This window comes from Pseudomonas sp. SDO5532_S415 (genome assembly GCF_054071155.1).
Genome location: NZ_JBSVWS010000002.1, coordinates 118,420 through 141,716 on the forward strand (window position 1 = coordinate 118,420; position 23,297 = coordinate 141,716).

Annotated in this window: 22 protein-coding genes; 10 read left to right on the top strand and 12 right to left on the bottom strand. The window is 59.9% G+C overall.

The genetic code is table 11. The features are described 5' to 3' along the window. Positions 1-6: 6 nt before the first annotated feature. The 8 genes from ACW9HW_RS02060 (at position 7) to ACW9HW_RS02095 (ending at position 10,597) form a co-directional block, all read left to right on the top strand. The gene (locus ACW9HW_RS02060) at positions 7-1,509 is read left to right on the top strand and encodes a CoA-acylating methylmalonate-semialdehyde dehydrogenase (RefSeq protein WP_095193374.1); all 1,503 of its coding nucleotides are present in this window, start codon (positions 7-9) and stop codon (positions 1,507-1,509) included. Between the two features lie 25 nt (positions 1,510-1,534). Continuing rightward, positions 1,535-2,356 (top strand): TIM barrel protein, encoded by an 822-nt coding sequence (locus ACW9HW_RS02065; protein ID WP_457397941.1) that lies wholly within the window; start codon positions 1,535-1,537, stop codon positions 2,354-2,356. A gap of 131 nt (positions 2,357-2,487) precedes the next feature. Beyond that, positions 2,488-4,419 carry a 3D-(3,5/4)-trihydroxycyclohexane-1,2-dione acylhydrolase (decyclizing) gene (iolD, locus tag ACW9HW_RS02070; RefSeq protein ID WP_095193376.1) on the top strand — a complete coding sequence of 644 codons (1,932 nt, stop codon included), beginning with the start codon at positions 2,488-2,490 and terminating at the stop codon, positions 4,417-4,419. Between the two features lie 32 nt (positions 4,420-4,451). After that, positions 4,452-5,477, top strand: coding sequence for a Gfo/Idh/MocA family protein (locus ACW9HW_RS02075; protein ID WP_457397944.1), 1,026 nt, complete (start codon positions 4,452-4,454; stop codon positions 5,475-5,477). Between the two features lie 155 nt (positions 5,478-5,632). After that, positions 5,633-6,703, top strand: coding sequence for a Gfo/Idh/MocA family protein (locus ACW9HW_RS02080; protein ID WP_457397947.1), 1,071 nt, complete (start codon positions 5,633-5,635; stop codon positions 6,701-6,703). Positions 6,704-6,841: 138 nt separating this feature from the next. Continuing rightward, positions 6,842-7,768 carry a sugar ABC transporter substrate-binding protein gene (locus tag ACW9HW_RS02085; protein WP_457397950.1) on the top strand — a complete coding sequence of 309 codons (927 nt, stop codon included), beginning with the start codon at positions 6,842-6,844 and terminating at the stop codon, positions 7,766-7,768. A 69-nt stretch (positions 7,769-7,837) separates the two neighbouring features. Next, positions 7,838-9,403, top strand: a complete 1,566-nt coding sequence (locus tag ACW9HW_RS02090; RefSeq protein WP_095193692.1) for a sugar ABC transporter ATP-binding protein — start codon at positions 7,838-7,840, stop codon at positions 9,401-9,403. A 171-nt stretch (positions 9,404-9,574) separates the two neighbouring features. Next, the gene (locus ACW9HW_RS02095; RefSeq protein WP_007956055.1) at positions 9,575-10,597 is read left to right on the top strand and encodes an ABC transporter permease; all 1,023 of its coding nucleotides are present in this window, start codon (positions 9,575-9,577) and stop codon (positions 10,595-10,597) included. Positions 10,598-10,695: 98 nt separating this feature from the next. Here ACW9HW_RS02095 and ACW9HW_RS02100 read toward each other — a convergent pair whose 3' ends face one another. Further along, complete coding sequence (locus ACW9HW_RS02100; RefSeq protein WP_095193380.1) at positions 10,696-11,442, bottom strand: metallophosphoesterase; 747 nt, start codon at positions 11,440-11,442, stop codon at positions 10,696-10,698. Positions 11,443-11,880: 438 nt separating this feature from the next. Here ACW9HW_RS02100 and ACW9HW_RS02105 point away from each other — a divergent pair, with 438 nt between their 5' ends. After that, positions 11,881-12,537: a trypsin-like peptidase domain-containing protein gene (locus ACW9HW_RS02105; RefSeq protein WP_095193381.1), complete on the top strand. Its 657-nt coding sequence runs from the start codon at positions 11,881-11,883 to the stop codon at positions 12,535-12,537. Positions 12,538-12,570: 33 nt separating this feature from the next. Here ACW9HW_RS02105 and ACW9HW_RS02110 read toward each other — a convergent pair whose 3' ends face one another. The 9 genes from ACW9HW_RS02110 to ACW9HW_RS02150 all read right to left on the bottom strand — a co-directional run bounded on the left by ACW9HW_RS02110 (position 12,571) and on the right by ACW9HW_RS02150 (position 21,388). Next, entirely contained in the window at positions 12,571-13,479 is a 909-nt protein-coding gene (locus ACW9HW_RS02110) for a MurR/RpiR family transcriptional regulator (protein WP_457397954.1), read from the bottom strand. A gap of 139 nt (positions 13,480-13,618) precedes the next feature. After that, positions 13,619-14,383 carry an ABC transporter ATP-binding protein gene (locus ACW9HW_RS02115; RefSeq protein ID WP_457397957.1) on the bottom strand — a complete coding sequence of 255 codons (765 nt, stop codon included), beginning with the start codon at positions 14,381-14,383 and terminating at the stop codon, positions 13,619-13,621. An 18-nt stretch (positions 14,384-14,401) separates the two neighbouring features. Continuing rightward, a complete protein-coding gene (locus ACW9HW_RS02120) occupies positions 14,402-15,514 on the bottom strand; it encodes a succinylglutamate desuccinylase/aspartoacylase family protein (RefSeq protein ID WP_457397960.1) in 1,113 nt (370 codons plus the stop codon). Between the two features lie 8 nt (positions 15,515-15,522). Further along, entirely contained in the window at positions 15,523-16,221 is a 699-nt protein-coding gene (locus tag ACW9HW_RS02125; protein ID WP_095193385.1) for an ABC transporter permease, read from the bottom strand. A 14-nt stretch (positions 16,222-16,235) separates the two neighbouring features. Beyond that, complete coding sequence (locus ACW9HW_RS02130; protein ID WP_457397962.1) at positions 16,236-16,925, bottom strand: ABC transporter permease; 690 nt, start codon at positions 16,923-16,925, stop codon at positions 16,236-16,238. A gap of 91 nt (positions 16,926-17,016) precedes the next feature. Beyond that, entirely contained in the window at positions 17,017-17,793 is a 777-nt protein-coding gene (locus tag ACW9HW_RS02135; RefSeq protein ID WP_457397964.1) for an ABC transporter substrate-binding protein, read from the bottom strand. A 314-nt stretch (positions 17,794-18,107) separates the two neighbouring features. Further along, positions 18,108-19,391 (bottom strand): NAD(P)/FAD-dependent oxidoreductase, encoded by a 1,284-nt coding sequence (locus tag ACW9HW_RS02140; RefSeq protein WP_457397967.1) that lies wholly within the window; start codon positions 19,389-19,391, stop codon positions 18,108-18,110. Between the two features lie 72 nt (positions 19,392-19,463). Next, on the bottom strand, positions 19,464-20,411 hold the full coding sequence (locus ACW9HW_RS02145; protein ID WP_095193389.1) for a dihydrodipicolinate synthase family protein: 948 nt from the start codon (positions 20,409-20,411) through the stop codon (positions 19,464-19,466). Between the two features lie 50 nt (positions 20,412-20,461). Then, entirely contained in the window at positions 20,462-21,388 is a 927-nt protein-coding gene (locus ACW9HW_RS02150) for a 4-hydroxyproline epimerase (RefSeq protein WP_095193390.1), read from the bottom strand. A 224-nt stretch (positions 21,389-21,612) separates the two neighbouring features. Between ACW9HW_RS02150 and ACW9HW_RS02155 the strand changes: the two genes are divergently transcribed. After that, a complete protein-coding gene (locus ACW9HW_RS02155; protein ID WP_095193391.1) occupies positions 21,613-22,392 on the top strand; it encodes an AraC family transcriptional regulator in 780 nt (259 codons plus the stop codon). A gap of 3 nt (positions 22,393-22,395) precedes the next feature. Here the strand turns inward: ACW9HW_RS02155 and ACW9HW_RS02160 are convergent, their stop codons facing one another. Both ACW9HW_RS02160 and ACW9HW_RS02165 read right to left on the bottom strand, forming a co-directional pair. Continuing rightward, entirely contained in the window at positions 22,396-22,596 is a 201-nt protein-coding gene (locus ACW9HW_RS02160; RefSeq protein WP_095193392.1) for a hypothetical protein, read from the bottom strand. 203 nt (positions 22,597-22,799) lie between these two features. Beyond that, on the bottom strand, positions 22,800-23,222 hold the full coding sequence (locus tag ACW9HW_RS02165) for a hypothetical protein (RefSeq protein ID WP_095193393.1): 423 nt from the start codon (positions 23,220-23,222) through the stop codon (positions 22,800-22,802). Positions 23,223-23,297: the final 75 nt, after the last annotated feature.

Below are 23,297 nucleotides of genomic sequence, written 5' to 3' on the forward strand. Positions count from 1 at the left end.
CGCACAATGAGCGATGCCCAGGTTGTAGGCCATTACATCGACGGTCAGGTGCAGGACAGCGGTAGCGAACGGTTCAGCCATGTCTTCAACCCGGCCACCGGCAGCGTTCAGGCGCGGGTCGGGCTGGCCAGCCAGAAGACCGTGGACGCCGCCGTCGCCTCAGCCCTGAAGGCCTTCCCGGCCTGGTCCGAACAATCGTCCCTGCGGCGTTCGCGGGTGATGTTCAAGTTCAAGGAATTGCTCGATCGCCATCACGACGAACTGGCGCAAATCATCAGCCGCGAACACGGCAAGGTCTTTTCGGACGCCAAAGGCGAAGTCACCCGCGGCATCGAAATCGTCGAGTACGCCTGCGGTGCGCCGAACTTGCTGAAGACCGAGTTCAGCGACAACATCGGCGGTGGCATCGACAACTGGAACCTGCGTCAGCCACTGGGTGTTTGCGCCGGGGTCACGCCGTTCAATTTCCCGGTGATGGTACCGCTGTGGATGATCCCGCTGGCGCTGGTGACCGGTAACTGCTTCATCCTCAAACCCTCCGAGCGTGATCCCTCCGCCAGTTTGCTGATGGCCCGCCTGCTCACCGAAGCCGGGTTGCCGGACGGTGTGTTCAACGTGGTCCAGGGCGACAAGGTGGCGGTCGACGCTTTGTTGCAACACCCGGACATCGAGGCGATTTCCTTTGTCGGCTCGACGCCGATTGCCGAGTACATCCATCAACAAGCGACCTCGCGCGGCAAACGTGTACAGGCGCTGGGCGGGGCGAAGAACCACATGATCGTCATGCCCGATGCGGATCTGGATCAAGCGGCGGATGCCCTGATCGGTGCTGCATATGGTTCGGCCGGTGAGCGCTGCATGGCGATTTCGATTGCCGTGGCCGTCGGTGATGTCGGCGATCAACTGATTGCCAAACTGCTGCCACGCATCGATCAACTTAAGGTTGGCAACGGCATGCAGGGTGACACCGACATGGGGCCACTGGTCACTGCCGAACACAAGGCCAAGGTTGAGGGTTTCATCGATCAGGGCGTGGCCCAGGGCGCGCAACTGATCGTTGACGGACGTCACTTCAAGGTGCCGGGAGCCGAGAACGGCTTCTTTGTTGGCGCGACGCTGTTCGACAACGTCACGACCGACATGAGCATCTACCAACAAGAGATTTTCGGGCCGGTGCTGGGCATCGTGCGCGTGCCGGACTTCGCCAGCGCCGTGGCGCTGATCAACGCCCATGAATTCGGCAACGGCGTGTCCTGCTTCACCAGCGATGGCGGCATCGCACGCTCGTTTGCCCGCAGCATCAAGGTCGGCATGGTCGGCATCAACGTGCCCATTCCCGTACCCATGGCCTGGCATTCATTCGGCGGCTGGAAGCGCTCGCTGTTCGGCGACCACCATGCCTACGGCGAAGAAGGCATCCGTTTCTACAGTCGCTACAAAAGCGTGATGCAGCGCTGGCCCGACAGCATTGCCAAGGGTCCTGAATTCAGCATGCCGACGGCCAAATAATTCACCTGTGCGGAGAACAACAATAATGAGCAAACCCCTGCGTTTCGCCCTGAACCGTATGGTCGCCCCACGTTTGTCCCTGTCTGCGTTCATCGAATTGGCGGTGACCCTCAAGGCCGACGCCATCGAGATCCGCAACGACCTCAAAGGCGTCGAGATCGAGGATGGCACCGCGCCTGGGCTCGTCCGTGAATTGTGCGCGGCCCGGGGCATCACCGTATTGTCGATCAACGCGTTGTATCCGTTCGATGTCTGGAATGACGAGCGCCGCACACAAGCCCGCAAGCTTGCCGCTTATGCCCGAGACTGTGGCGCCCGGGGTTTGGTGATGTGCCCGCTGAACGACCGTGCCGACCCGCGCAGCGAGGCCGAGCGCGCGTCAGGCCTGCGCACGGCGCTGAGTGAACTGGCGCCGATCCTGCGCGATCACGGCATCCTCGGTTTCATCGAGCCGCTGGGCTTCGAGGAATGCTCGCTACGGCGCAAACGCACGGCGGTTGATTCGATCAAGGCGATCGGCGGGCTGGATGTCTTCCGCCTGGTGCATGACACCTTTCATCATCACCTGGCCAGCGAACATGAATTCTTTCCCGAGCTGACCGGGCTGGTGCACATCTCCGGTGTCGAAGATGCCGAGGCGCCGCTGGCGACCATCCGCGACGGGCATCGGGTGCTGGTGGGCGAGGGCGACATTCTCGGCAACGCGGCGCAAATCGACACCTTGCTCAGCAGCGGCTACAGCGGCTACCTGTCGTTCGAGCCCTTTGCCGACAGCGTCCATGGGCTGGTGGATATCCAATCGGCAATCGGCGCCAGCATGGATCACCTGCAGAAATCCCAAGGTTAAGGGAAATCCCCCCTGTGGGAGCGAGCCTGCTCGCGAAGCGGTGTGTCAGGCGACATCAATGCTGGATGTACCGCCGTCTTCGCGAGCAGGCTCGCTCCCACAAGGTTTCTTCGTGTATTGAAGGATCGGTTATGACCACAACAAGACTGACCATGGCCCAGGCCCTGGTGAAATTCCTCGATAACCAGTACATCGAGGTCGATGGCGTCCAGAGCAAATTCGTCGCCGGGATCTTTACCATTTTCGGCCACGGTAATGTGCTGGGTCTGGGGCAAGCCCTGGAGCAGGACAGCGGCGACCTGATCGTCCATCAGGGCCGCAACGAACAAGGCATGGCTCACGCCGCCATCGGTTTCGCCAAGCAACACCTGCGGTGCAAGATCTACGCCTGTACCTCATCCGTGGGGCCAGGCGCGGCGAACATGCTGACCGCTGCCGCAACGGCCACCGCCAACCGTATTCCCTTGCTGTTGTTGCCCGGTGACGTTTACGCCTGCCGTCAACCAGACCCGGTGTTGCAACAGATCGAACAGTTCCATGACCTGAGCATCAGCACCAATGATGCGTTCAAGGCGGTGAGCAAATACTGGGATCGCATCAACCGTCCCGAGCAGTTGATGACAGCGGCGATCCACGCCATGCGCGTGCTCACCGACCCCGCCGAAACCGGTGCCGTCACCCTGGCCTTGCCGCAAGACGTGCAGGCCGAGGCGTATGACTATCCTGATTACTTCCTGCAAAAACGCGTGCACCGCCTCGAGCGCCGTCCGGCCTCTGAAGCGATGCTCGGCGATGCCGTGGCGCTGTTCAAAGGCAAGCGCAAACCGCTGATCATCTGTGGCGGTGGAGTCAAATACTCGGGTGCCAACGCGGCGTTGCAGGCCTTTGCCGAACGTTTCGATATTCCTTTCGCCGAAACCCAGGCTGGCAAGAGCGCGGTGGTGTCCGGCCATCCGTTGAACGTCGGCGGGATCGGCGAAACCGGTTGCCTGGCGGCGAACCTGTTGGCCAGGGACGCGGATTTGATCATTGGCGTAGGCACCCGCTACAGCGATTTCACCACCGCGTCGAAATCCTTGTTCAAACACCCGGACGTGCAATTTCTCAACCTCAATATCAGTCCGTGCGACGCCCTGAAACTCGACGGCGTGCAACTGCTGGCAGATGCCAAAACCGGTTTGCTGGCGCTGGCCGAAGCACTGGGTGATTACCGCTCCAGCTGGGGCGATCAACCTGGTGAAGCCAAGGCGCAATTGGACGAGGAAGTCGACCGCATCTATCAGGTCGAGTACCAGACCCAGGACTTCGTCCCGGAAATCAACGACCACCTGGACCCGGCGGTGCTGCGCGAATTCATCGAGCTGACCGGTTCCTGCCTGACCCAGAGCCGGGTGCTCGGTGTGCTTAACGAGACCCTGGCCGATGATGCCGTGATCGTCGCCGCTGCCGGCAGCTTGCCTGGCGACCTGCAGCGCAGCTGGCGCAGCAAGGGCGTGAACACCTATCACGTCGAGTACGGTTATTCGTGCATGGGGTATGAGGTGAACGCCGCATTGGGCGTGAAGCTCGCCGAACCTGAGCGCGAGGTCTACGCGCTGGTGGGCGACGGCTCCTACATGATGCTGCACTCGGAACTGGCAACCTCGATCCAGGAACGTCGCAAGATCAACGTGGTGCTGCTGGATAACATGACCTTCGGCTGCATCAACAATCTGCAAATGGAACATGGCATGGACAGCTTCGGCACCGAGTTCCGCTTCCGCAATCCTGAAACCGGCAAGCTCGATGGCGGCTTTGTGCCGGTGGATTTTGCCATGAGCGCGGCGGCTTACGGCTGCAAGACCTACAAGGTGAACACGGTTGAAGCGCTGCGGGCCGCGTTGGCCGATGCGCGTTTGCAGACAGTGTCGACGCTGATCGACATCAAGGTCTTGCCCAAGACCATGATTCACAAATACCTGTCCTGGTGGCGGGTCGGCGTGGCGCAAGTCTCCACCAGCGCGCGGACCGATGCGGTGGCCAAGACCCTGAACGAACGACTGGCCAAGGCCCGTCAGTACTGATTGCCCTGAATCGAACAACAAGGAGTCCTTTCATGTCATCGCTTACCCATTCGTTGCGCTTAGGCGTCATCGGCACCGGGGCCATCGGCCAGGACCACATCCGTCGTTGCAGCCAGACCTTGCTCAACAGCCAGGTCGTCGCGGTCACCGACATCAATTTGCAGCAAGCGGCCAAGGTCGTAGCCGATCTGAAACTGACCGCCGAGGTCTATCCGGACGGCCACGCGCTGATCAAGGCGCCGGAAGTCGAGGCGATCCTCGTCACTTCCTGGGGGCCGAGCCACGAAGAGTTTGTGCTGGCGGCGATTGCGGCGGGCAAACCGGTGTTCTGCGAGAAACCGCTGGCGGTCACCGCTGAAGGCTGCCGCAGGATCGTCGAGGCCGAAGTGGCCCACGGCAAGCGGCTGGTACAGGTCGGTTTCATGCGTCCGTACGATGAAGGTTATCGGGCATTGAAAGCGGTGATCGACAGCGGTCAGATCGGCGAGCCGCTGATGCTGCATTGCGCCCATCGCAACCCGACCGTGGGTGAAAACTACAAGACCGACATGGCGATCACCGACACGCTGATCCACGAACTGGACGTGCTGCGATGGTTGCTCGATGACGATTACGTTTCGGTGCAAGTGGTATTCCCGCGCAAGACCAGCAAGGCTCTCGCGCATTTGAAAGATCCACAGATCGTGCTGCTGGAAACCGCCAAGGGCACGCGCATCGATGTGGAAGTGTTCGTCAATTGCCAGTACGGCTACGACATCCAATGCGAAGTGGTGGGGGAGACGGGCATCGCCAAACTGCCGGAGCCGTCGCAGGTTCAGTTGCGCAGTGGAGCGAAGCTCTCCAATGCGATTCTGATGGACTGGAAGGACCGGTTCATTGCGGCCTATGACGTCGAGTTGCAGGCGTTCATCGATGGCGTGCGGGCCGGTCAGGTAGGCGGGCCATCGGCGTGGGACGGTTTTGCCGCTGCCGTCGCCGCAGATGCGTGTATCGAAGCGCAGAACAGCGGCCAGATCGTCAAAGTCGCACTCCCAGAGCGCCCCCATTTCTACGGCTGACCCCGATTCCCTGTGGGAGCGAGCCTGCTCGCGAAAGCGGTGTGTCAGACAACATCAATATTGACGGTTGCGCCGCCTTCGCGAGCAGGCTCGCTCCCACAAGGACCGCGTGTATCCAGTAGGCGGCTCACATAACAAAAAGAAGGAGTTGAGTCATGCGTATCGGACTTGTCGGTTACGGCCATGGTGGCCGGTTTTTTCATGCTCCGCTGATCAGCAGTTTGCCGGCGGCGACCTTCGTGGGTGTGGTTACCCGCTCCGCCGAGCGCCGGCAACTGCTGGCCGCGGAGCATCCCGGTGTACCGGCCTTCGACAGCATTGGCCAACTGGTCGAAGCCGGTGTCGATGTGCTGGTGGTGTCCACGCCGCTCAAAGGTCGCCCGGCACTGGTGCTCGACGCCATCGAACACGGCGTGGCGGTGGTCAGCGACAAGCCGTTCGCCGCCGATACGCAACAGGCGCAAACCCTGATCACCATGGCCGAACGTCAGGGCGTGCAATTGAGCGTCTACCAGAACCGGCGCTGGGATTCGGATTTTCTCACCGTGCGCAAACTCATTGAGTCCGGTGCGTTGGGTCAGGTCACCCGTTTCGAATCGCGGATCGAGCGCTATTCGCCGCAGTCAGTGAACAACAGCAGCGGCGGCGGTTTCCTGCGCGATCTGGGCAGCCACCTGGTGGATCAGGCCCTGCTCCTGTTCGGCCCCGTCACCCGGGTGTATGCCGAACTGGATTACGCCGAAAAAGGCCAGACCTTCGACAACGGCTTTTTCATGTCCCTGACCCATGCCAACGGCGTGATTTCACACTTGGGGGGCAGTTGCCTGCAAAACACCCCCGGCCCGCGTTTTCGCGTGACCGGCACCCAAGGCTGCTACAGCGTCGATGGTCTGGACGGGCAGGAGGCGTCGGCCCTTGCCGGGCTCACCCCCAAATCCGAGGGCGAGCGCTGGGGCGTCGAGGAGCACCGTCGCTGGGGCTGGTTCGAGCAGGGTGAGGTACGCGAACGGGTGCCGTCCGAGCGCGGCTGCTGGAACCAGTTCTATTTACAGCTGAAAACCTCGTTACAGAGCGGTGGCCCACTGCCGGTCGAGGCCCGTGATGCACTGGCGACTACCCACGTACTAGACGCTGCGCGACTCAGTTTTGAGCGTCATCAAGTAGTGGCATTGGGCCCGTTCGAGAGCCATGGAATGAAATCAGAAAAAAATTCTAAAATCGGTTGATGTAGAAAATATTTTCCAATAAAGTCATTTCCAGCGAACTGCTTCGCACAACGTTTCAACACTTTTCCTGCTTGTCCGCTTACTGAAATCGTCACGCCTCATCCATAAAACCAACAAAAATGTGGAGAAAGACTTTTCATGAAGACCAAGATCCGTTTCGCCTCTCTCGCTTTGTCCCTGATGTTCGCCAGCGGCGCCGTGCTGGCCGATGTGAAGATCGGTGTCAGCATGTCCCAGTTCGATGACACCTGGCTGACCTACCTGCGTGAATCCATGGACAAGAAAGCCAAGTCTTACCCCGACGGCGTCCAGCTGCAATTCGAAGACGCCCGCAGCGACGTGGTCAAGCAACTGAGCCAGGTCGAAAGCTTCATCAGCCAGAAAGTCGATGCCATCGTGGTCAATCCGGTGGATACAGCCGCTACCAAAAAAATCACTGAAGCCGCGGTGAAGGCCGGCATTCCGCTGGTCTACGTCAATCGCCGTCCCGATGACCTGAACCTGCCCAAAGGCGTGGTGACTGTCGCTTCCAACGACCTGGAGGCCGGTGAAATGCAAATGCAGTACCTGGCCGACAAGATGGGCGGCAAGGGCGATATCGTGATTTTGCTGGGTGACCTGGCGAACAACTCCACCACCAACCGCACCAAGGGCGTCAAAGAGGTGCTGGCCAAATACCCGAACATCAAGATCGAGCAAGAGCAGAGCGGTATCTGGCTGCGGGATAAAGGCATGACCCTGGTCAACGACTGGCTGACCCAGGGCCGCAAGTTCGACGCGATCGTCTCCAACAACGATGAGATGGCCATTGGTGCCGCGATGGCGCTTCAACAGGCGGGCGTCGAAAAAGGCAGCGTGTTGATTGCGGGTGTCGACGGTACGCCAGATGGTTTGAATGCCGTGAAGAAAGGTTCGCTGGCCGCTTCCGTGTTCCAGGACGCCAAGGGACAGGCCGACGGCTCCATCGATACCGCCGTGAAAATGGCGAAAAACGAGCCGGTCGAATCGGCTGTCTGGGTGCCGTTTCGCCTGATCACGCCGCAAAACGTTGACCAGTTCAAATAGTCCATCCGTTCGATAACAACAATAAACACGCAAGGTTGCGACGCGACCTTGCTGATGGAGTACCTGATCATGTTCGCTTCAGCGACTGCTTCGAGCACCCCGTTGGTGGGTGTCCAGCCAACTGCAACGCCTGTCGATGAGCCGTACCTGCTGGAGATCATCAACGTCAGCAAGGGTTTTCCCGGTGTGGTGGCCTTGTCCGACGTACAACTGCGGGTGCGTCCCGGTTCCGTGCTGGCGCTGATGGGTGAAAACGGCGCAGGCAAATCCACCTTGATGAAAATCATCGCCGGCATCTACCAGCCGGATGCCGGCGAGTTGCGCCTGCGGGGTAAGCCGGTGGTCTTCGAAACACCCCTGGCGGCGCTCCAGGCCGGGATCGCGATGATCCACCAGGAACTCAACCTGATGCCGCACATGAGCATCGCCGAAAACATCTGGATCGGCCGTGAGCAGCTCAACGGTTTCCACATGATCGACCACCGCGAAATGCACCGCTGCACAGCGAAACTGCTGGAGCGCCTGCGGATCAATCTCGACCCGGAGGAGCTGGTAGGCAACCTGAGCATCGCCGAACGGCAGATGGTCGAGATCGCCAAGGCGGTGTCCTACGACTCCGACATCCTGATCATGGACGAACCGACCTCGGCCATCACCGAGAAGGAAGTCGCCCATCTGTTCTCGATCATTGCCGACCTGAAAAGCCAGGGCAAAGGCATCATCTACATCACGCACAAAATGAACGAAGTGTTCAGCATCGCCGACGAAGTGGCAGTGTTCCGCGATGGCGCCTACATCGGTCTGCAACGGGCCGACAGCATGGACGGCGACAGCCTGATCTCGATGATGGTGGGGCGCGAGCTGAGCCAGTTGTTCCCGGTGCGTGAGAAGCCGATCGGCGATCTGCTGCTGTCGGTGCGTGACCTCAAGCTGGACGGTATTTTCAAGGACGTCTCCTTCGACCTGCATGCCGGAGAGATCCTGGGCATCGCCGGTTTGATGGGGTCGGGGCGGACCAATGTCGCCGAGGCGATTTTCGGCATCACGCCAAGCGACGGTGGCGAGATCCGGCTCGACGGCGAGGTGGTGCGCATCAGTGATCCGCACATGGCGATCGAGAAGGGCTTCGCGCTGTTGACTGAAGATCGCAAGCTCAGTGGCCTGTTCCCATGCCTGTCAGTGCTGGAAAACATGGAAATGGCGGTACTGCCCCATTACGTCGGTAACGGCTTCATTCAACAGAAAGCCCTGCGCGCACTGTGTGAAGACATGTGCAAAAAGCTGCGGGTGAAAACACCGTCGCTGGAGCAATGCATCGACACGCTTTCCGGTGGTAACCAGCAGAAAGCCTTGCTGGCGCGCTGGTTGATGACCAACCCACGAATCCTGATTCTCGACGAGCCGACCCGCGGTATCGATGTCGGCGCCAAGGCCGAGATTTACCGGCTCATCGCCTGCCTCGCCAGCGAAGGCATGGCGGTGATCATGATTTCCTCGGAGCTGCCGGAAGTGCTCGGCATGAGCGACCGGGTGATGGTCATGCACGAGGGCGACCTGATGGGCACCCTCGACCGCTTCGAGGCAACTCAGGAGCGCGTGATGCAATTGGCCTCGGGCATGTCCGCGGTTCATTAAGTCAAGGGCGAGCACAGGTGAAAGGGGATTGTGTGGCGAGGGAGCTTGCTCCCGCTGGGCAGCGAAGCGGCCCCAAAAAAATGGGACTGCTGCGCAGTCCAACGGGAGCAAGCTCCCTCGCCCCAGGCAAGCGGCCTGGCCACACGAAATTCATATGAAGGGTGAATGGTTATGAACGCGATACTGGAAAACAAACCGGCAACGGCACCGGTCAAGAGTCGCCGGCGCTTTCCGACCGAGCTGAGCATCTTCCTGGTGCTGATTGGCATCGGCCTGGTGTTCGAACTGTTCGGCTGGATCGTGCGCGACCAGAGTTTTTTGATGAACTCCCAGCGGCTGGTATTGATGATCCTGCAAGTGTCGATCATCGGCCTGCTGGCGATCGGCGTGACCCAGGTGATCATCACCACCGGCATCGACCTGTCGTCGGGCTCGGTGCTGGCCTTATCGGCGATGATCGCTGCCAGCCTGGCGCAGACCTCGGATTTCGCTCGGGCGGTATTCCCGTCGCTGACCGACTTGCCGGTGTGGATTCCAGTGATTGCCGGGCTCGGTGTCGGGCTGCTGGCGGGGGCAATCAACGGCAGCATCATTGCCATCACCGGGATTCCACCGTTCATTGCCACCTTGGGCATGATGGTCTCGGCTCGTGGCCTGGCGCGTTACTACACCGAAGGCCAGCCGGTGAGCATGCTGTCGGATTCCTACACGGCCATCGGTCACGGCGCGATGCCGGTGATCATTTTTCTGGTGGTGGCGGTGATCTTCCATATCGCGCTGCGCTACACCAAGTACGGTAAATACACCTACGCCATCGGCGGCAACATGCAGGCGGCGCGTACGTCGGGTATTAACGTCAAGCGCCATCTGGTCATCGTCTACAGCATCGCCGGGTTGCTGGCGGGACTGGCGGGCGTGGTCGCTTCGGCCCGTGCCGCCACCGGGCAGGCCGGGATGGGCATGTCCTATGAACTGGATGCCATTGCCGCGGCGGTCATCGGCGGTACCAGCCTGGCAGGCGGAGTAGGGCGCATCACCGGCACGGTCATCGGTGCACTGATCCTCGGGGTGATGGCCAGCGGGTTCACTTTCGTCGGGGTCGATGCCTACATCCAGGACATTATCAAGGGCTTGATCATCGTGGTCGCGGTGGTCATCGACCAGTACCGCAACAAGCGCAAACTCAAGCGCTGACATTGACTGCAAGCTATTGCACAAGGGGACCAGGCACTGCGTAGCCTGGCTTCCTTGTGTAAGCGTGCACCCTGGACGTGCGTCAGGTTAGAAGACGTTCACTCCCACCCGTAATCGAGCGCAGGGTTGATTGGCGGAAAACATTCCAGTGTGGCCAGATCCAGCAACGTGAAGTAACCATTCTTCCAGCCCGCCGTATCTATGTGGTAGACATTCCCGAGTATGACCGGCTGCCTGAGTGGCGTATGGCCCACGATCACGGCCCGCACGCCGTCAACACCGGCGTGGTTTTCGTCAGTCAAGCGCTTGCGCGACCACTGAAGGATGGCGGCAATGTGGTCGACCTCTCTCACTGATCCAGAAAGCCCTGTAATCATTTCTCCCCAGCTTGCGCGCGGAACGTCGGCGTGCACGATGCCGATCAGGCCCTGTGCGGTCTCGACTTCGATCACCAGAGGCAAGTCCTGAAAGAGGCTGGCGTAGCTGCCTTGCTCGATGCTCGACAGCCCGTAGAACCACGCGCCACCATTGAGCAAGTGCAGGCTGCATTCATAGCTGATGGGGCCGGCGGCGTGTGAATCAACAGCCATCTGCTCATGGTTGCCACGCACCGCATGGAACCAGGGCTTGCGCAGCAGCCATTCATCGACATCCAGCGATTCAGGCCCGCGGTCAACCAGATCGCCGACGCTGAACAGGCGGTCGACGGCAGGATTGAATTCGGCCGCCTCCAGCGCCGCTTGCAGCCGGGTGAAGTGACCGTGAATGTCGCCGACCGCGAGATCCCGGCCCACCGTATTGGCGGCGAAGTGCTTCACGCGCGACACCTCGGTAGTTTCGGACATTGGACACTCCGATGCAGCAGGCGGCCAGGTTATCGCGTTGGCAATGATGGCCTTGGCATCAGCGGCCCATGGCCAAGCGTTCCCTTGAATTCTGGCATAGCTTGGCCTTGCCCGCTGCTGGCCGATGAGACCGCTGTGGTCTTCTTTCGCGCAAATATACAAACTACAGTTGCCCTCTTTAATACAGGCAATCATAGTTATTCTTGGTAATTAGTCTCGCTTTCAACATATTTCTGGCGCCAAATATTTACACTATAAAAGTTGATCGAAAAGCGATTGGTCTTAGTGCGATTTATTCATACGCATTGCTGTAACTTCAGCCATAAGTATCAAAGCGTCCAACTAGAGCAAGAGGCGAGGAGTACTGCAACCCGACAAAAGACAAAATACTGACAACAAAAAACAGTCACATTCTCCCTATTAAGTCGGTGATACATCATGATCAAGATCATGGCCTTCTTTTTAATAGGAGCTGTAACTGCAGGATGCAATGGCATTGTAAAGCCCGACTTTTCGGGGCCTGCCAATGATTCATACTTTTTAGTCTTTTCAGGCTTTCCTCTGCCGTATGTGTACATGGCCTCGGCCGTGCAATGGAACGATGACTACGCCGTCACCACCCGTCACACGCCGTTCATCGCCAACGTGAAGTACAGTTGCAGCACTAACTGCGACCTTGTCTTCATCAAGCATAAAGCCAACGGCCGCTACCCCTCATGGCGCGCTCCGCGTGTGGGCGAGAGCATTACGGCAGTGGGGGTGAGTCCTTACCTGGTGACCACTACCGGGAAAGGCAAGGTGTATCAAACGCCGTTCGTCAACGCCGACGAGAACAGCGGTGATCTCTACGGCATCCATGACGCCCCGCTGGTCAAGGGGATGTCCGGTGGGCCGGTCATTGCCAATGACGGCAGTGTTGTCGGCATCAATATTGGTTTCCACTCAACCACATTGAATGATGTGAGCAATAACGCCGGGGTAAAGGACGCTGAGAGGATCAGTATCTTTATCCCTTACTCGATCATTCAACGCGAGTGGGGGATGTTGCAGGCAAAGCTTAACGATCAGCGCGGCACGCAGTATGTTGCGAAGTGATTTTCCGTTGGCACCCAATTGGCCTTGGAATCATCACTTTTTCGGCGATTTACCGCTGGAGGGGATATGCAAGTAAGACATCACGCTTTCGGTCAGTTCGGTCGCCAGCTTGACGGCTTCTTTATTACGAGCCATCACACCCGCCACTAATCCTTCGATCAAGGCGAGCACGGCGATGTTGGAACTGGTCATTACCGGATGATCGGCGGGGGCAAACAACACGTGTTCGGCAATACTGGTCAGCGGCGAGGCGGGTGAGTCGGTGATTGCCAGCACCGAGGCGCCGCGCTCGTTTGCAAAACGCGCGAGTTGCAGGGTGTCGAGGGAATAGCGCGGCAGGGAGATTGCCAGCAACACGTCTTGATCGGTGATGGCGGCCAGACGGTAAGCGGCGTTTTCGTTGCCGCCCTCCATGCTGATGGCGGTGGCGTCCGCACAGAACGGCATCAGTGTCGAGGCGGCAAGCCCGGCGAAGTAGACGCTGTTGCCAAAGCCCAGGATGTAAATCTTGCGAGCGTTGATCAGACGGGTGACGAACGCTTCAAAGGTGTCTGCGTGGTTGTTGGTGGCGGCCGTGGCGAGGTTGCTGGTGGCGCTCTGGATTTGCTCATGCAGGCCAAAGGCGCCGCCAGGACGATGGGCCAGTTCGTTTCGCAGTTTGTCGACCGGCGACACCATCTGCTGCAACGTCGCGACCAGCTCGGCTTTCATGCCGGTGTAGCCACCCAGGTTCAGCGCCTTGGTCAAACGATTGACCGCTGCTGGCGAGGTGGATGTTTCATGAGCCATTTCTTCGATCGTCAGCGTCGCGGCCCTGAGCGGATGACGCAGGATAAAATCCGCCACCTTGCGCAATGACGGCGGTAAGTCGGGAACGATTTCCGCGAGTTTGCGCATCACTGGAGCGGCATAGACCGTGGTGTTTTTCGAAGGAGTCGGCATATCCGGTTCAACACTTCCTGAGGGTTGGGGCTGGGGCTGGCGCATAACCTGTGGGAGCGTGCGGGCGGCGCTCCCACAGGGTGCTGCGCAGGCTGGAGTGTATCCGAAGCCGTCTCTTGCGGTGAGCGGGGCGGGTTGATTATTTCAAGCTGCCGGACAGAAACTGCTGGAGGCGCTCGGATTGCGGTTTGACCAGCACTTCGCGCGGATCGCCACGTTCCTCGACCTGGCCTTTATGCAGGAACACCAACTGATTCGATACTTCCCGTGCAAAACCCATTTCGTGGGTCACGACCACCATGGTGCGGCCTTCGAGTGCCAGGTCCTGCATGACTTTGAGCACTTCGCCGACCAGCTCGGGGTCGAGTGCCGAAGTCGGTTCGTCGAATAACATCACTTCAGGTTCCATGGCCAGCGCGCGGGCAATGGCCACACGCTGTTGCTCACCGCCGGACATGTGAGCCGGCCAGGCGTCCATGCGGTGCGCCACGCCGACTTTGTTCAGGTAGTACTCGGCTTTTTCCCGCGCTTGTTTCTTGTTCACACCCAGCACATGCACCGGCGCTTCCATGACGTTTTCAAGGGCACTCATGTGCGACCAGAGGTTGAAGTGCTGAAACACCATCGACAGTCGCGAACGCATGCGTTGCAGTTGCTTGGGTTCGGCCGCCTTGAGCCCGCCGAGTTTGTTGGTCACCAGTTTGAGTTGTTCGCCGTTGAGCACGATGTTGCCGGCGTTGGGTTGCTCCAGCAGGTTGATGCAGCGCAGGAAGGTACTTTTGCCTGAACCGCTGGAGCCGATGATGCTGATGACGTCGCCGGCTTTCGCCTCCAGGGACACGCCCTTGAGCACTTCGTGGCTGCCGTAGCTTTTGTGAAGGTCCTGAATTTCAAGCTTGTACATGGGTTCAACTCTCTGGAATCAGTCGCTGAGCAAGCGGCCTTGGCGGATGGGGGTACGGCCGGCCACTTTGGCCAGCCACAAGCCAGGCTGGGCAAAACGCAGTCGTTCGCGGGCATACAGGATGCCGTCAGTGCTGGCGCGCACCACGCTGTGCAGGTCAGTCAGCGGGTCGATGACTTCGAACAGCGGATCGCCGACCCTGACGTGGGCGCCCAACGGTTGCAAATAGCTCACCACCCCCGGGTGCGGCGCATAGGCGTATTGCGCACCGGCGAAGGGGGTCGCTTCACAACGGCTCGGCGGGGCGTCAGGCCAGTCACCACTGATCAGGCCTTGCTCGGCGAGATAGCCGAGAATGGCCTGCGCGCTCTCGACGCATTGCTCGCGTTCGGTGTCGGCCATGCCGCGCAGTTCGATGGTGGTCGCGACGCACGCCAGCGGAATATTGGCTTCGGGAAATCGCTCGGCCAGTTGCAGCCAGGGAATGGCGCAGGCTTCGTCGAAGGCGTTACCTCCCGCCGCCTCGGCCAGCAGGGCAACGCCAGCGCCCAGGCGGGCGGCCAATGAGTGCAAGCGTGGCCAGTTTTGCGGCATCGCATACAGCAGCATGATCGACTCGAAGTCGCAGTGCAGGTCCAGCACCACGTCGGCATCACAGGCATGTTGCATCAACAGGCGCCGCAGGCCATCGAGTTCCGATGTCGGTGGTGACATGTTGGTGAGGGCATCGCTCATGGCGCGACGGATCAGCGCGATGTTGCTGTTGCTATCGTCTCCCAGTCGACCTTCCAGCATCGGTACCACGGCTTCGGCGAGCTCCGGGAAGTCGCGATTGAAATTCTTCCCGCTGGAAAACTCAAAACGCCCTTGATGGGTGGCCTGGAACATCTGTGCGATGCCGATCGGATTGGCCATCGGCACCAACTCGATCACGCCGGTCAGGCGACCTTGTTCTTCCAGCGCTCGCAGGCGGCGCTTGAGTTCGACGGCGACGCGCATCCCCGGTAGCTCGTCGGCGTGCAGCGAGGCCTGGATGTAGGCCTTGCGCGGGCCGCTGCCAAAACGAAACAGCGCGAGCGATCGCTCCGTGCCCGAGGCACTCCACGGCAAGCGGTATTGAATGTGTTCCATAAAACTCCTTAGTGCTTGCGCGGTGCCAGATAGGCCAGCCAGCGGCGCTCGGCCAGCTTGAACAGGCGAACCAGGATGAAGGTCAGGGCCAGGTAGATGAGGCCGGCAGTGATGAACGCTTCGAACGGCAGATAAAACCGCGAACTGACCGTTCGCGCGGCGCCGGTGATATCCACCAGCGTGACGATCGACGCCAGGCTGGTGGTTTGCAGCATCATCAGTACTTCGTTGCTGTACTGCGGCAGCGCCCGACGCAAGGCGGACGGCAGGAGAATGCGGCGGTACAAGGTAACGCGCGACATGCCCATGGCTTTGGCGGCTTCGATCTCGCCGTGTGACGTGGACTTCAAACTGCCGGCCAGGAGTTCCGCGCTATAGGCACTGGTATTGATCGCGAAGGCCAGGCAGGCACAAAAGGTGGCACTGGACAGGTAAGGCCAGAGCGCGCTTTGGCGTACCGCTTCGAACTGCGCCAACCCGTAATAGATCAGGAACAGTTGCACCAGCATCGGCGTGCCGCGAATCACGTAGGTGTAGAGCCAGGCCGGAAAGTTGATCAACGGTGATCGCGATACCCGCATCAGCGCCAGCGGAATCGCCAGCACCAGGCCAACGGCCAGGGAAATCAGCAGCACTTTCAGGGTCACCCATACGCCACTGTAATACAGCGGCAGGTTCTCCCAGATCAGGTTGTAGTCGAGAATCATGGGTGGGCTCCCGGTTACAGTTCGGCGGCTTTGATGCCGACCGAGTAGTGTTTTTCCAGACAGCGCAGGACCAGCAATGACACGCTGGTCAGCATCAGGTAGAGCGCGGCAACCGCGAGGAAAAACGTGAATGGCTCATGGGTGGCGTCCGCTGCGTTTTTGGCTTTGAACATCATGTCCTGCAAGCCGATGACCGAGATCAGCGCGGTGGATTTGGTCAGCACCAACCAGTTGTTGGTGAAGCCGGGAATGGCGAAACGAATCATCTGCGGCACCAGAATCCGCCAGAACACCTGGGCACCACCCATGCCATACGCCGCACCGGCTTCGGCCTGGCCTTTAGGGATCGCCATGAAGGCACCCCGAAAGGTTTCCGAGAGGTAGGCACCAAAAATGAAGCCCATGGTGCACACGCCGGCGATAAAGGGATTGATGTCGATGTAGCGGGTGTAACCGAGTGCGAGGGCAATGCGGTTCACCAGATCCTGGCCGCCGTAGAAGATCAGCAGGATCAACACCAGGTCGGGAATACCGCGAATCAGGGTGGTGTAGCCTTCGCCCAGTATCGCCAGCCATTTGAACGGCGATAAACGAAAGGCGGCGCCGATCAGGCCCAGGGCAATCGCCATGGACATGGAGATCAGGGCCAGGTTAATGGTCAGCCAGGCGCCATCGAGAATGCTCGATCCGTAGCCGTGGAGCATGATGAAATTCCTCAAGCGAGCGCCCGCAGGCGCACGAGAAAAGCCAAACGTGGCGCCCGCAGGGGCCGACGCCAGGGTTTCGGGTAACGGCTTATTCGCCGTAGATATCGAAGGCGAAGTACTTGGCCATCACTTGCTGGTACTTGCCATTGGTGCGGATGGCGTCAATCGCTGCACTCAAGCGTGCAACGTTCGCCGTGTCGCCTTTGCGCACCGCGATCCCGGCGCCCCTGCCGAAGTATTTCGGGTCGTTGATGTCCGGTCCTGTCAGGGCGAAACCTTTGCCTAACGGCGTTTTGATAAAGCTCTCATCGGTGTTGACGATGTCGGCGAGCGTGGCGTCCAGTCGACCCGACGCCAAGTCGAGGAAGGCTTCATTCTGCGAGGAGTAGCGCACCACCTCGACGCCGGCTTTCACCAACTGCTCGGTAGCGAAGCGGTCGTAGGTCGAGGAGCGTTGCACGCCGACTTTCTTGCCCTTGAGATCGACCAGCGGGTCGTTGATCACGTTGCCGGCCTTGATCGCGAACTTGCCCGGTGTGTGGTAGTACTTTTTGCTGAAGTCGACCGACTTCATCCGGTCTTCGGTGATCGACATCGACGACAGCACCGCATCGATCTTGCGCACTTTCAGCGACGGGATCATGCCGTCGAACTCCTGGATGACCCACTCGCATTTGACCTTCATTTCCTCGCACAGCGCGTTGCCGATGTCGTAGTCGAAACCACTGACGTTGCCCTCTGGCGTCTTGAAGGAGAAGGGCGGGTAGGCGGCTTCGATACCGATACGCAGGCTGTCTTCGTCGGCGTGGGCCAGAAAGCTTGCGGCGCACAGTGCCAGGGCACCTAGAAGTTCTGTCTTGTTCATATTGTTGACTCCTTGGATGGGGGATGACGCGGAGATATAAATGACATATAAAATTTCATAAATCAATAATGTGAAAATAAACGTATCAATGCGAGGCGATAAAAGGTGCATGGATGGGCATGTAATCGCAGCCATGCCACCGAACCTTCAAACGAAAAAAGGGGCGCGGAAAACGCTAATGCCAGTCAGTCAAGGTGTAAAACCTGTGGGAGCGAGCCTGCTCGCGAAAGCAGCCTGTCAGGCAACGCAGGTGTTGGCTGTGCAGCCGCCTTCGCGAGCAGGGATTGGGTGGGTTGGTGGTGCAGGGGGGGCGCTCAGAACCGATCCAATCGATACGCCTCAACCGCCGGCAATGCATGAACCTCAGTGGGGCTTGCAGGCAATACCATCCGGCCAATCAGCTCAGCCGTAACCGCCGCTTGAGTCAGCCCCAAATGCTGATGACCAAACGCAAGCAACACCTTGCCGTCGCACACCCGATCAATAATCGGCAATGAGTCAGGCAGCGAAGGACGAAACCCCATCCAGGGGGTTGCAGCCTCAGCATTCAGATCACGCTTGAACAGGCCTTTGCTCAATCGGTGCAACTGCCAGGCGCGTTCCATGTTCGGAGGGCTGTCGAGGCCGGCGAATTCGACGGTGCCGGCCAGCCTCAGGCCGTCGGCCATGGGAGTCATGATGAATTTGCGTTCCAGCGAGGTGACGGCGAAAGGCAGGCGCTGGTGTTCATTGGGTAGCATCAGGTGATAGCCGCGTTCGGTGTCCAGGGGCACTTTTTTGCCGGTCAGCGCGGCGGTCAGTCTGGCGGAGTGAGCGCCGCAGGCGATGAGGACCTGGCGGGCAGTCAGGCTGCCTTGGTGGGTGAGCAGTGACACGCCGTGCTCCTGCACACGCCCGCCCATCACCTGATGTTTGATGAACTGCACGCCGCTGGCCTTGGCCGCTTTCACCAATTCGCCAACGACGCGGTAGGGGTCCAGGAAGTGCCCGGTGCGCGGGAAGAACAGCCCGCCCTGAACGTGCTCGCTCAGCTGCGGGGCAACCTCACGCACTGCGCTCGCCTGCCATAAATCGACGGGCACTGCTTGATGGCGCATGCGTGCCTGTAACGCGTCGATTGCCGGTCGCGAGTCGGGGTGCTCGAACACCAGCAGCGAGCCATCCTCTTTCAGCAGGTCCGGACGGGCAATCGTTTCGAGCAGCCGTTGCCAGGCGCCAAGGCTGCTTTCGTTGAGTGCGCGAATGCCGGCCACGGTGCGCTGGAAAGGTGCCGGTCGCAGGTTCAGCAACAAACGGGTGAACCACGGTAATGCCCGGGGCATGTATCTCCAGTCCAGGCGCAACGGCCCCATGGGGTCCATGAGCATCGCCGGCAGACGCTTGAGGATGGACAGGTCGGCGATGGGAAACACTTGCTCGGTGGCCAGATGCCCGGCGTTGCCGAATGAAGCCCCGTGCCCCGGATCCTGATGATCGATGACCACCACCCGCTTTCCCTGGCGTGCAAGCCGAAGGGCGCAGGCGACGCCGATGATGCCGGCGCCGACCACGGCGATGTCCGCGGGGTTTTGCGTATTGCCTGAATTAAGGGACGTCATGTTCCTGGGCTTCTGTTGGGTCATCCAGCAAAAGGTGCGCATCGGCGCACCACGATGTGATCGAGTCGGGTGTCAGACCAGGTTCTGCTCTTTCGACCAGTTCGCGTACCACTGGCGGAACAACCCGTACTGGGTCTCGGCGTAACGACGCTGGGCATCGCTGAGTGCATCGGTCTCGTTGAAGTGCAAGGTGTATTGCTGGTCGCCATTGAGCACCATCAGATGCTTGTAATAGAGCACCAGGTCGCAGCCCTCGTCGAAGGACGACAACACCGCCAATGCAGACTCCAGTTCGCGCGCCAGACGGCGAGCCTTGGCGTCACCTTTGGCCGCCTGCTTGCTCAGGGCCACCAGTTGCAGCACCTCGCGCGGCAGTGCGTTGCCCACGCCGGTGATGGCACCGGTGGCGTTGCAGTTGACGAAACCGTGCACCACCTGGGTATCGACGCCCACCATGAGGGTCAGATCATCGTCCCTGGAGGTGATGTTCTCGGCGGCGTAGCGCAGGTCGGCGGCACCGCCGAACTCCTTGAAGCCGATCAGGTTCGGATGCTCTCGGCGCAGTTCGAAGAACAGATCGGCACGGGTGGCGAAGCCGTAGTAAGGACTGTTGTAGATCACTGCCGGTAGATTCGCTGCGGCGTTCAGGATGGCGGCGAAGTGCGCCTTTTGGGCGGTTGCGGATGCGCCACGGGACAACACGCGAGGAATGACCATCAAGCCATGGGCACCGACGTTGGCCGCATGGGCTGCATGGGACACCGCTTCACGGCTGTTGACGGCACCGGTACCGACGATGGTCGGGACGCCGGCGTCGACCAGGCGCGCCACACCTTCCTGACGCTCGGCTTCGGTGAGCAGGGGCCAGTCGCCCATCGAGCCGCAATACACGACAGCGCTCATGCCGATATCGATCAGTTCGCGACCCTTGGCCACCAAGGCATCGAAGTCCGGCTTGCGCTCGGCGGTGCAGGGTGTCATCAGCGCGGGAATGCAACCGGTGAATATGTTGTCGCTCATGGTTGTCGCTCCTTGGAACGTTGATTCAGATAAACAGGGAGGTACGGGGTTCAAATACCCCAGGCGAAGGGGTCCTGCTCGTCGATCAGCAGCGTGCTGTCGGCGGTCATCCAGGCGCGGCCGGTAATGAACGGGCGGATGCGATCGCCTTCCCATTCGTAGCGGCCCTCGAACTGACTGGCGGTGATGCCGGCTTGTACCCAGCGTTCGCCCTCGGCCAGTTTTCCATCGGCGGCCAGGCACGCCAGTTTGGCGCTGGTGCCGGTGCCGCAAGGCGAACGGTCGTAGGCCTTGCCCGGGCACATGACGAAGTTGCGGCTGTCGGCATGATCGTCTTCGGCGAACAGCTCGACATGGTCGATGAGGGCGCCGTCTTCGCCGTGGATGCCCTGGTCCTTCAGCGCCTTGAGCATTGCCCAGGTGTACTCGGTCAGCACCTCGACATTGTCCATTTGCAATACCTTTCCATGGTCGGACACCAGGAAAAACCAGTTGCCGCCCCAGGCGATATCGCCGTACACGCGGCCGTGTCCGGGCACCTCGACCGCTACGTGCTGGCGGTAGCGGTAGGCGGGCACGTTGCCCACAGTCACCGCACCGTCTTCATGCAGGGTGGCGCTGACCTGGCCGACCGGTGTATCAATCTTGTGCACGCCGGGGCTGATATGTCCCAAGTGGTGCAAGGACGCGACCAGGCCGATGGTGCCGTGGCCGCACATGCCCAGATAGCCGGCATTGTTGAAGAAGATCACGCCGCAGGTGGCGTCCGGCGAAACCGGCTCGCAATACAAAGCCCCCACCAATACATCGTTGCCCCGGGGTTCCAGCAGGCAGGCGCGACGCCAGTGGTCATGCCCCTCGCGCAGGGCATCGCGTTTTTCGGCCATGGTATTGCCGGGCAAATCAGGAAAGCCTTTCATCACCAGGCGAGTCGGTTCGCCGCCGGTGTGGGAATCGATGACATGTACTTTTTTCATAGTCCCGTCCATTAGAGGAAATCGGAAAGCTGTGAGTCTGAACTCACCGGCAATGGCTTCAGAGTGAGCGCGTCAGCCTGGCCGCGATTGATGTTTTTCACTGGCATCAATGACGAAATCAGCACAGTACGGATGACCGTGATGCGCCCTCGACAGGGCGCCGGGGTTGGGGCAACCTGCTCGGCGTGCTGGTCGCCTGGACGAAAAGTGGGGGAGGGAGCTTCATGACGCAGAACGCGCTTGCGATCCTGTGCCAGGGGAACGACGCCAGTCGTCCTCAGACCATCGATGAATTATTGGCAGGCGTGGCACTGCTGCTGCCGATGCTGGATGTCATTCCCAATGCCGCGATCTTTATCAAGGATGTCCAGGCGCGCTACGTCATGGCCAACCGCACCCTGGTGCGTCGCTGCGGGTTGAAACACCTGCAATCCTTGCTTGGAAAAACCAGTGCCGAGGTTTTTCCGGCGCAGTTGGGGCCTGGCTATACCGAACAGGATCGACGGGTGCTGGAGCAGGGGCTTGTTCTGGAGGATCAGTTGGAGTTGCACTTGTACGGCAGTCGGGAGCCCGGCTGGTGCCTGACGCACAAACGGCCCTTGCATAACCGCAACGGTGAGATCATCGGGTTGGTGGGGATCTCGGTCGACCTGCAGTCGGCCAGCGAGACGCATCCGGCCTACCAGCGCCTGGCCGCGGTAGACGAATACATTCGCGCGCATTTCAACCGGCGCGTCACCTTGAGTGAACTGACGCGGATCGCCGGCATTTCAGTGGCGCAACTGGAACGGTACTGCAAGCGTGTGTTCAACCTGACGCCACGCCAGATGATCCAGAAAGTTCGCCTGGAGCATGCACATCGAATGCTGCATACCGACATGCCGATCACCGAGGTCGCACTGCAGTGCGGCTACACCGACCACAGTGCGTTTACCCGTCAGTTCAAGGCATTGACGGGTTTTACACCACGCCATTACCGGCAAGTGACACTCGGTGAATCCTGACGATCAGAAACCAACGGCCTGCGCGACAAGGTTGTCTTGCGACCCAGCCATCAGGTGCAACGGAACCTGTTGCTGCTTCTCCAGGCACGGGATTTCAAAACCACCGACGATCTGAAGCTGTCGCTCATTCAACCCGGTCGCCTCCTCTTCTTTTGCCTTGGCCATTCTCGCGTGGTTCGCTGCGATTTCATTAAGAGTTGACACGTTACATCTCCGGTGACTGACCAAGCGTATTGCTGGAGGCCTTAAGCATTAGTTTGAGGGGCTGGCGTGTCAGAATTATGTCGTTCTGGGGCCGCTACGACCGCCTGTGCAAGCCGTAAGCCAGAGAGGGGCGCATAGTGCGCCCCGGGTTTTGATTTGCGACGAAAGGTTGTGCGATGAGTTCAGGACAGGAAAGTCAAAGGCTACGACCGATACTTGATGACAATCCCCTTGAGTTTACGACCCTCCATGGCTTGCACATCGCGCGCCCACAGCGGCCCGTTGGCACGGGCACCCACGGTCCCGATACGGTCGTAGACCACTACCACGGCATCACCGCCCAGCTTGGCGGATTCCTCGCGCAATTTCTGTTCGACCTCGGCAATCGGTGGCGCGGGATCGACGCTGGCATCGATCAGCACTTCACCCAGACGGATGTGCGGGCGAAGGGGCTCGGAGCGCAGCACCACGACTTCGCTGGGCATTGTCGGAGCGGGGTGCTCGACACCGACATAGGCGGTGCTGTGGGCATCGACGGTGGCGCAGCCACTGAGAACGAGGAGGGTGGCGGTGAGCCCGCCGGCCAGTAGCGACAGTTTGAAACGGGTGGACCAGGACGCAGGCATGGTGGGTTTCCTCCGGACAATCCGCTGCTATACGGGGAATGGCATGTTGACGGTAGCAGACGACCCGGGAGTTGC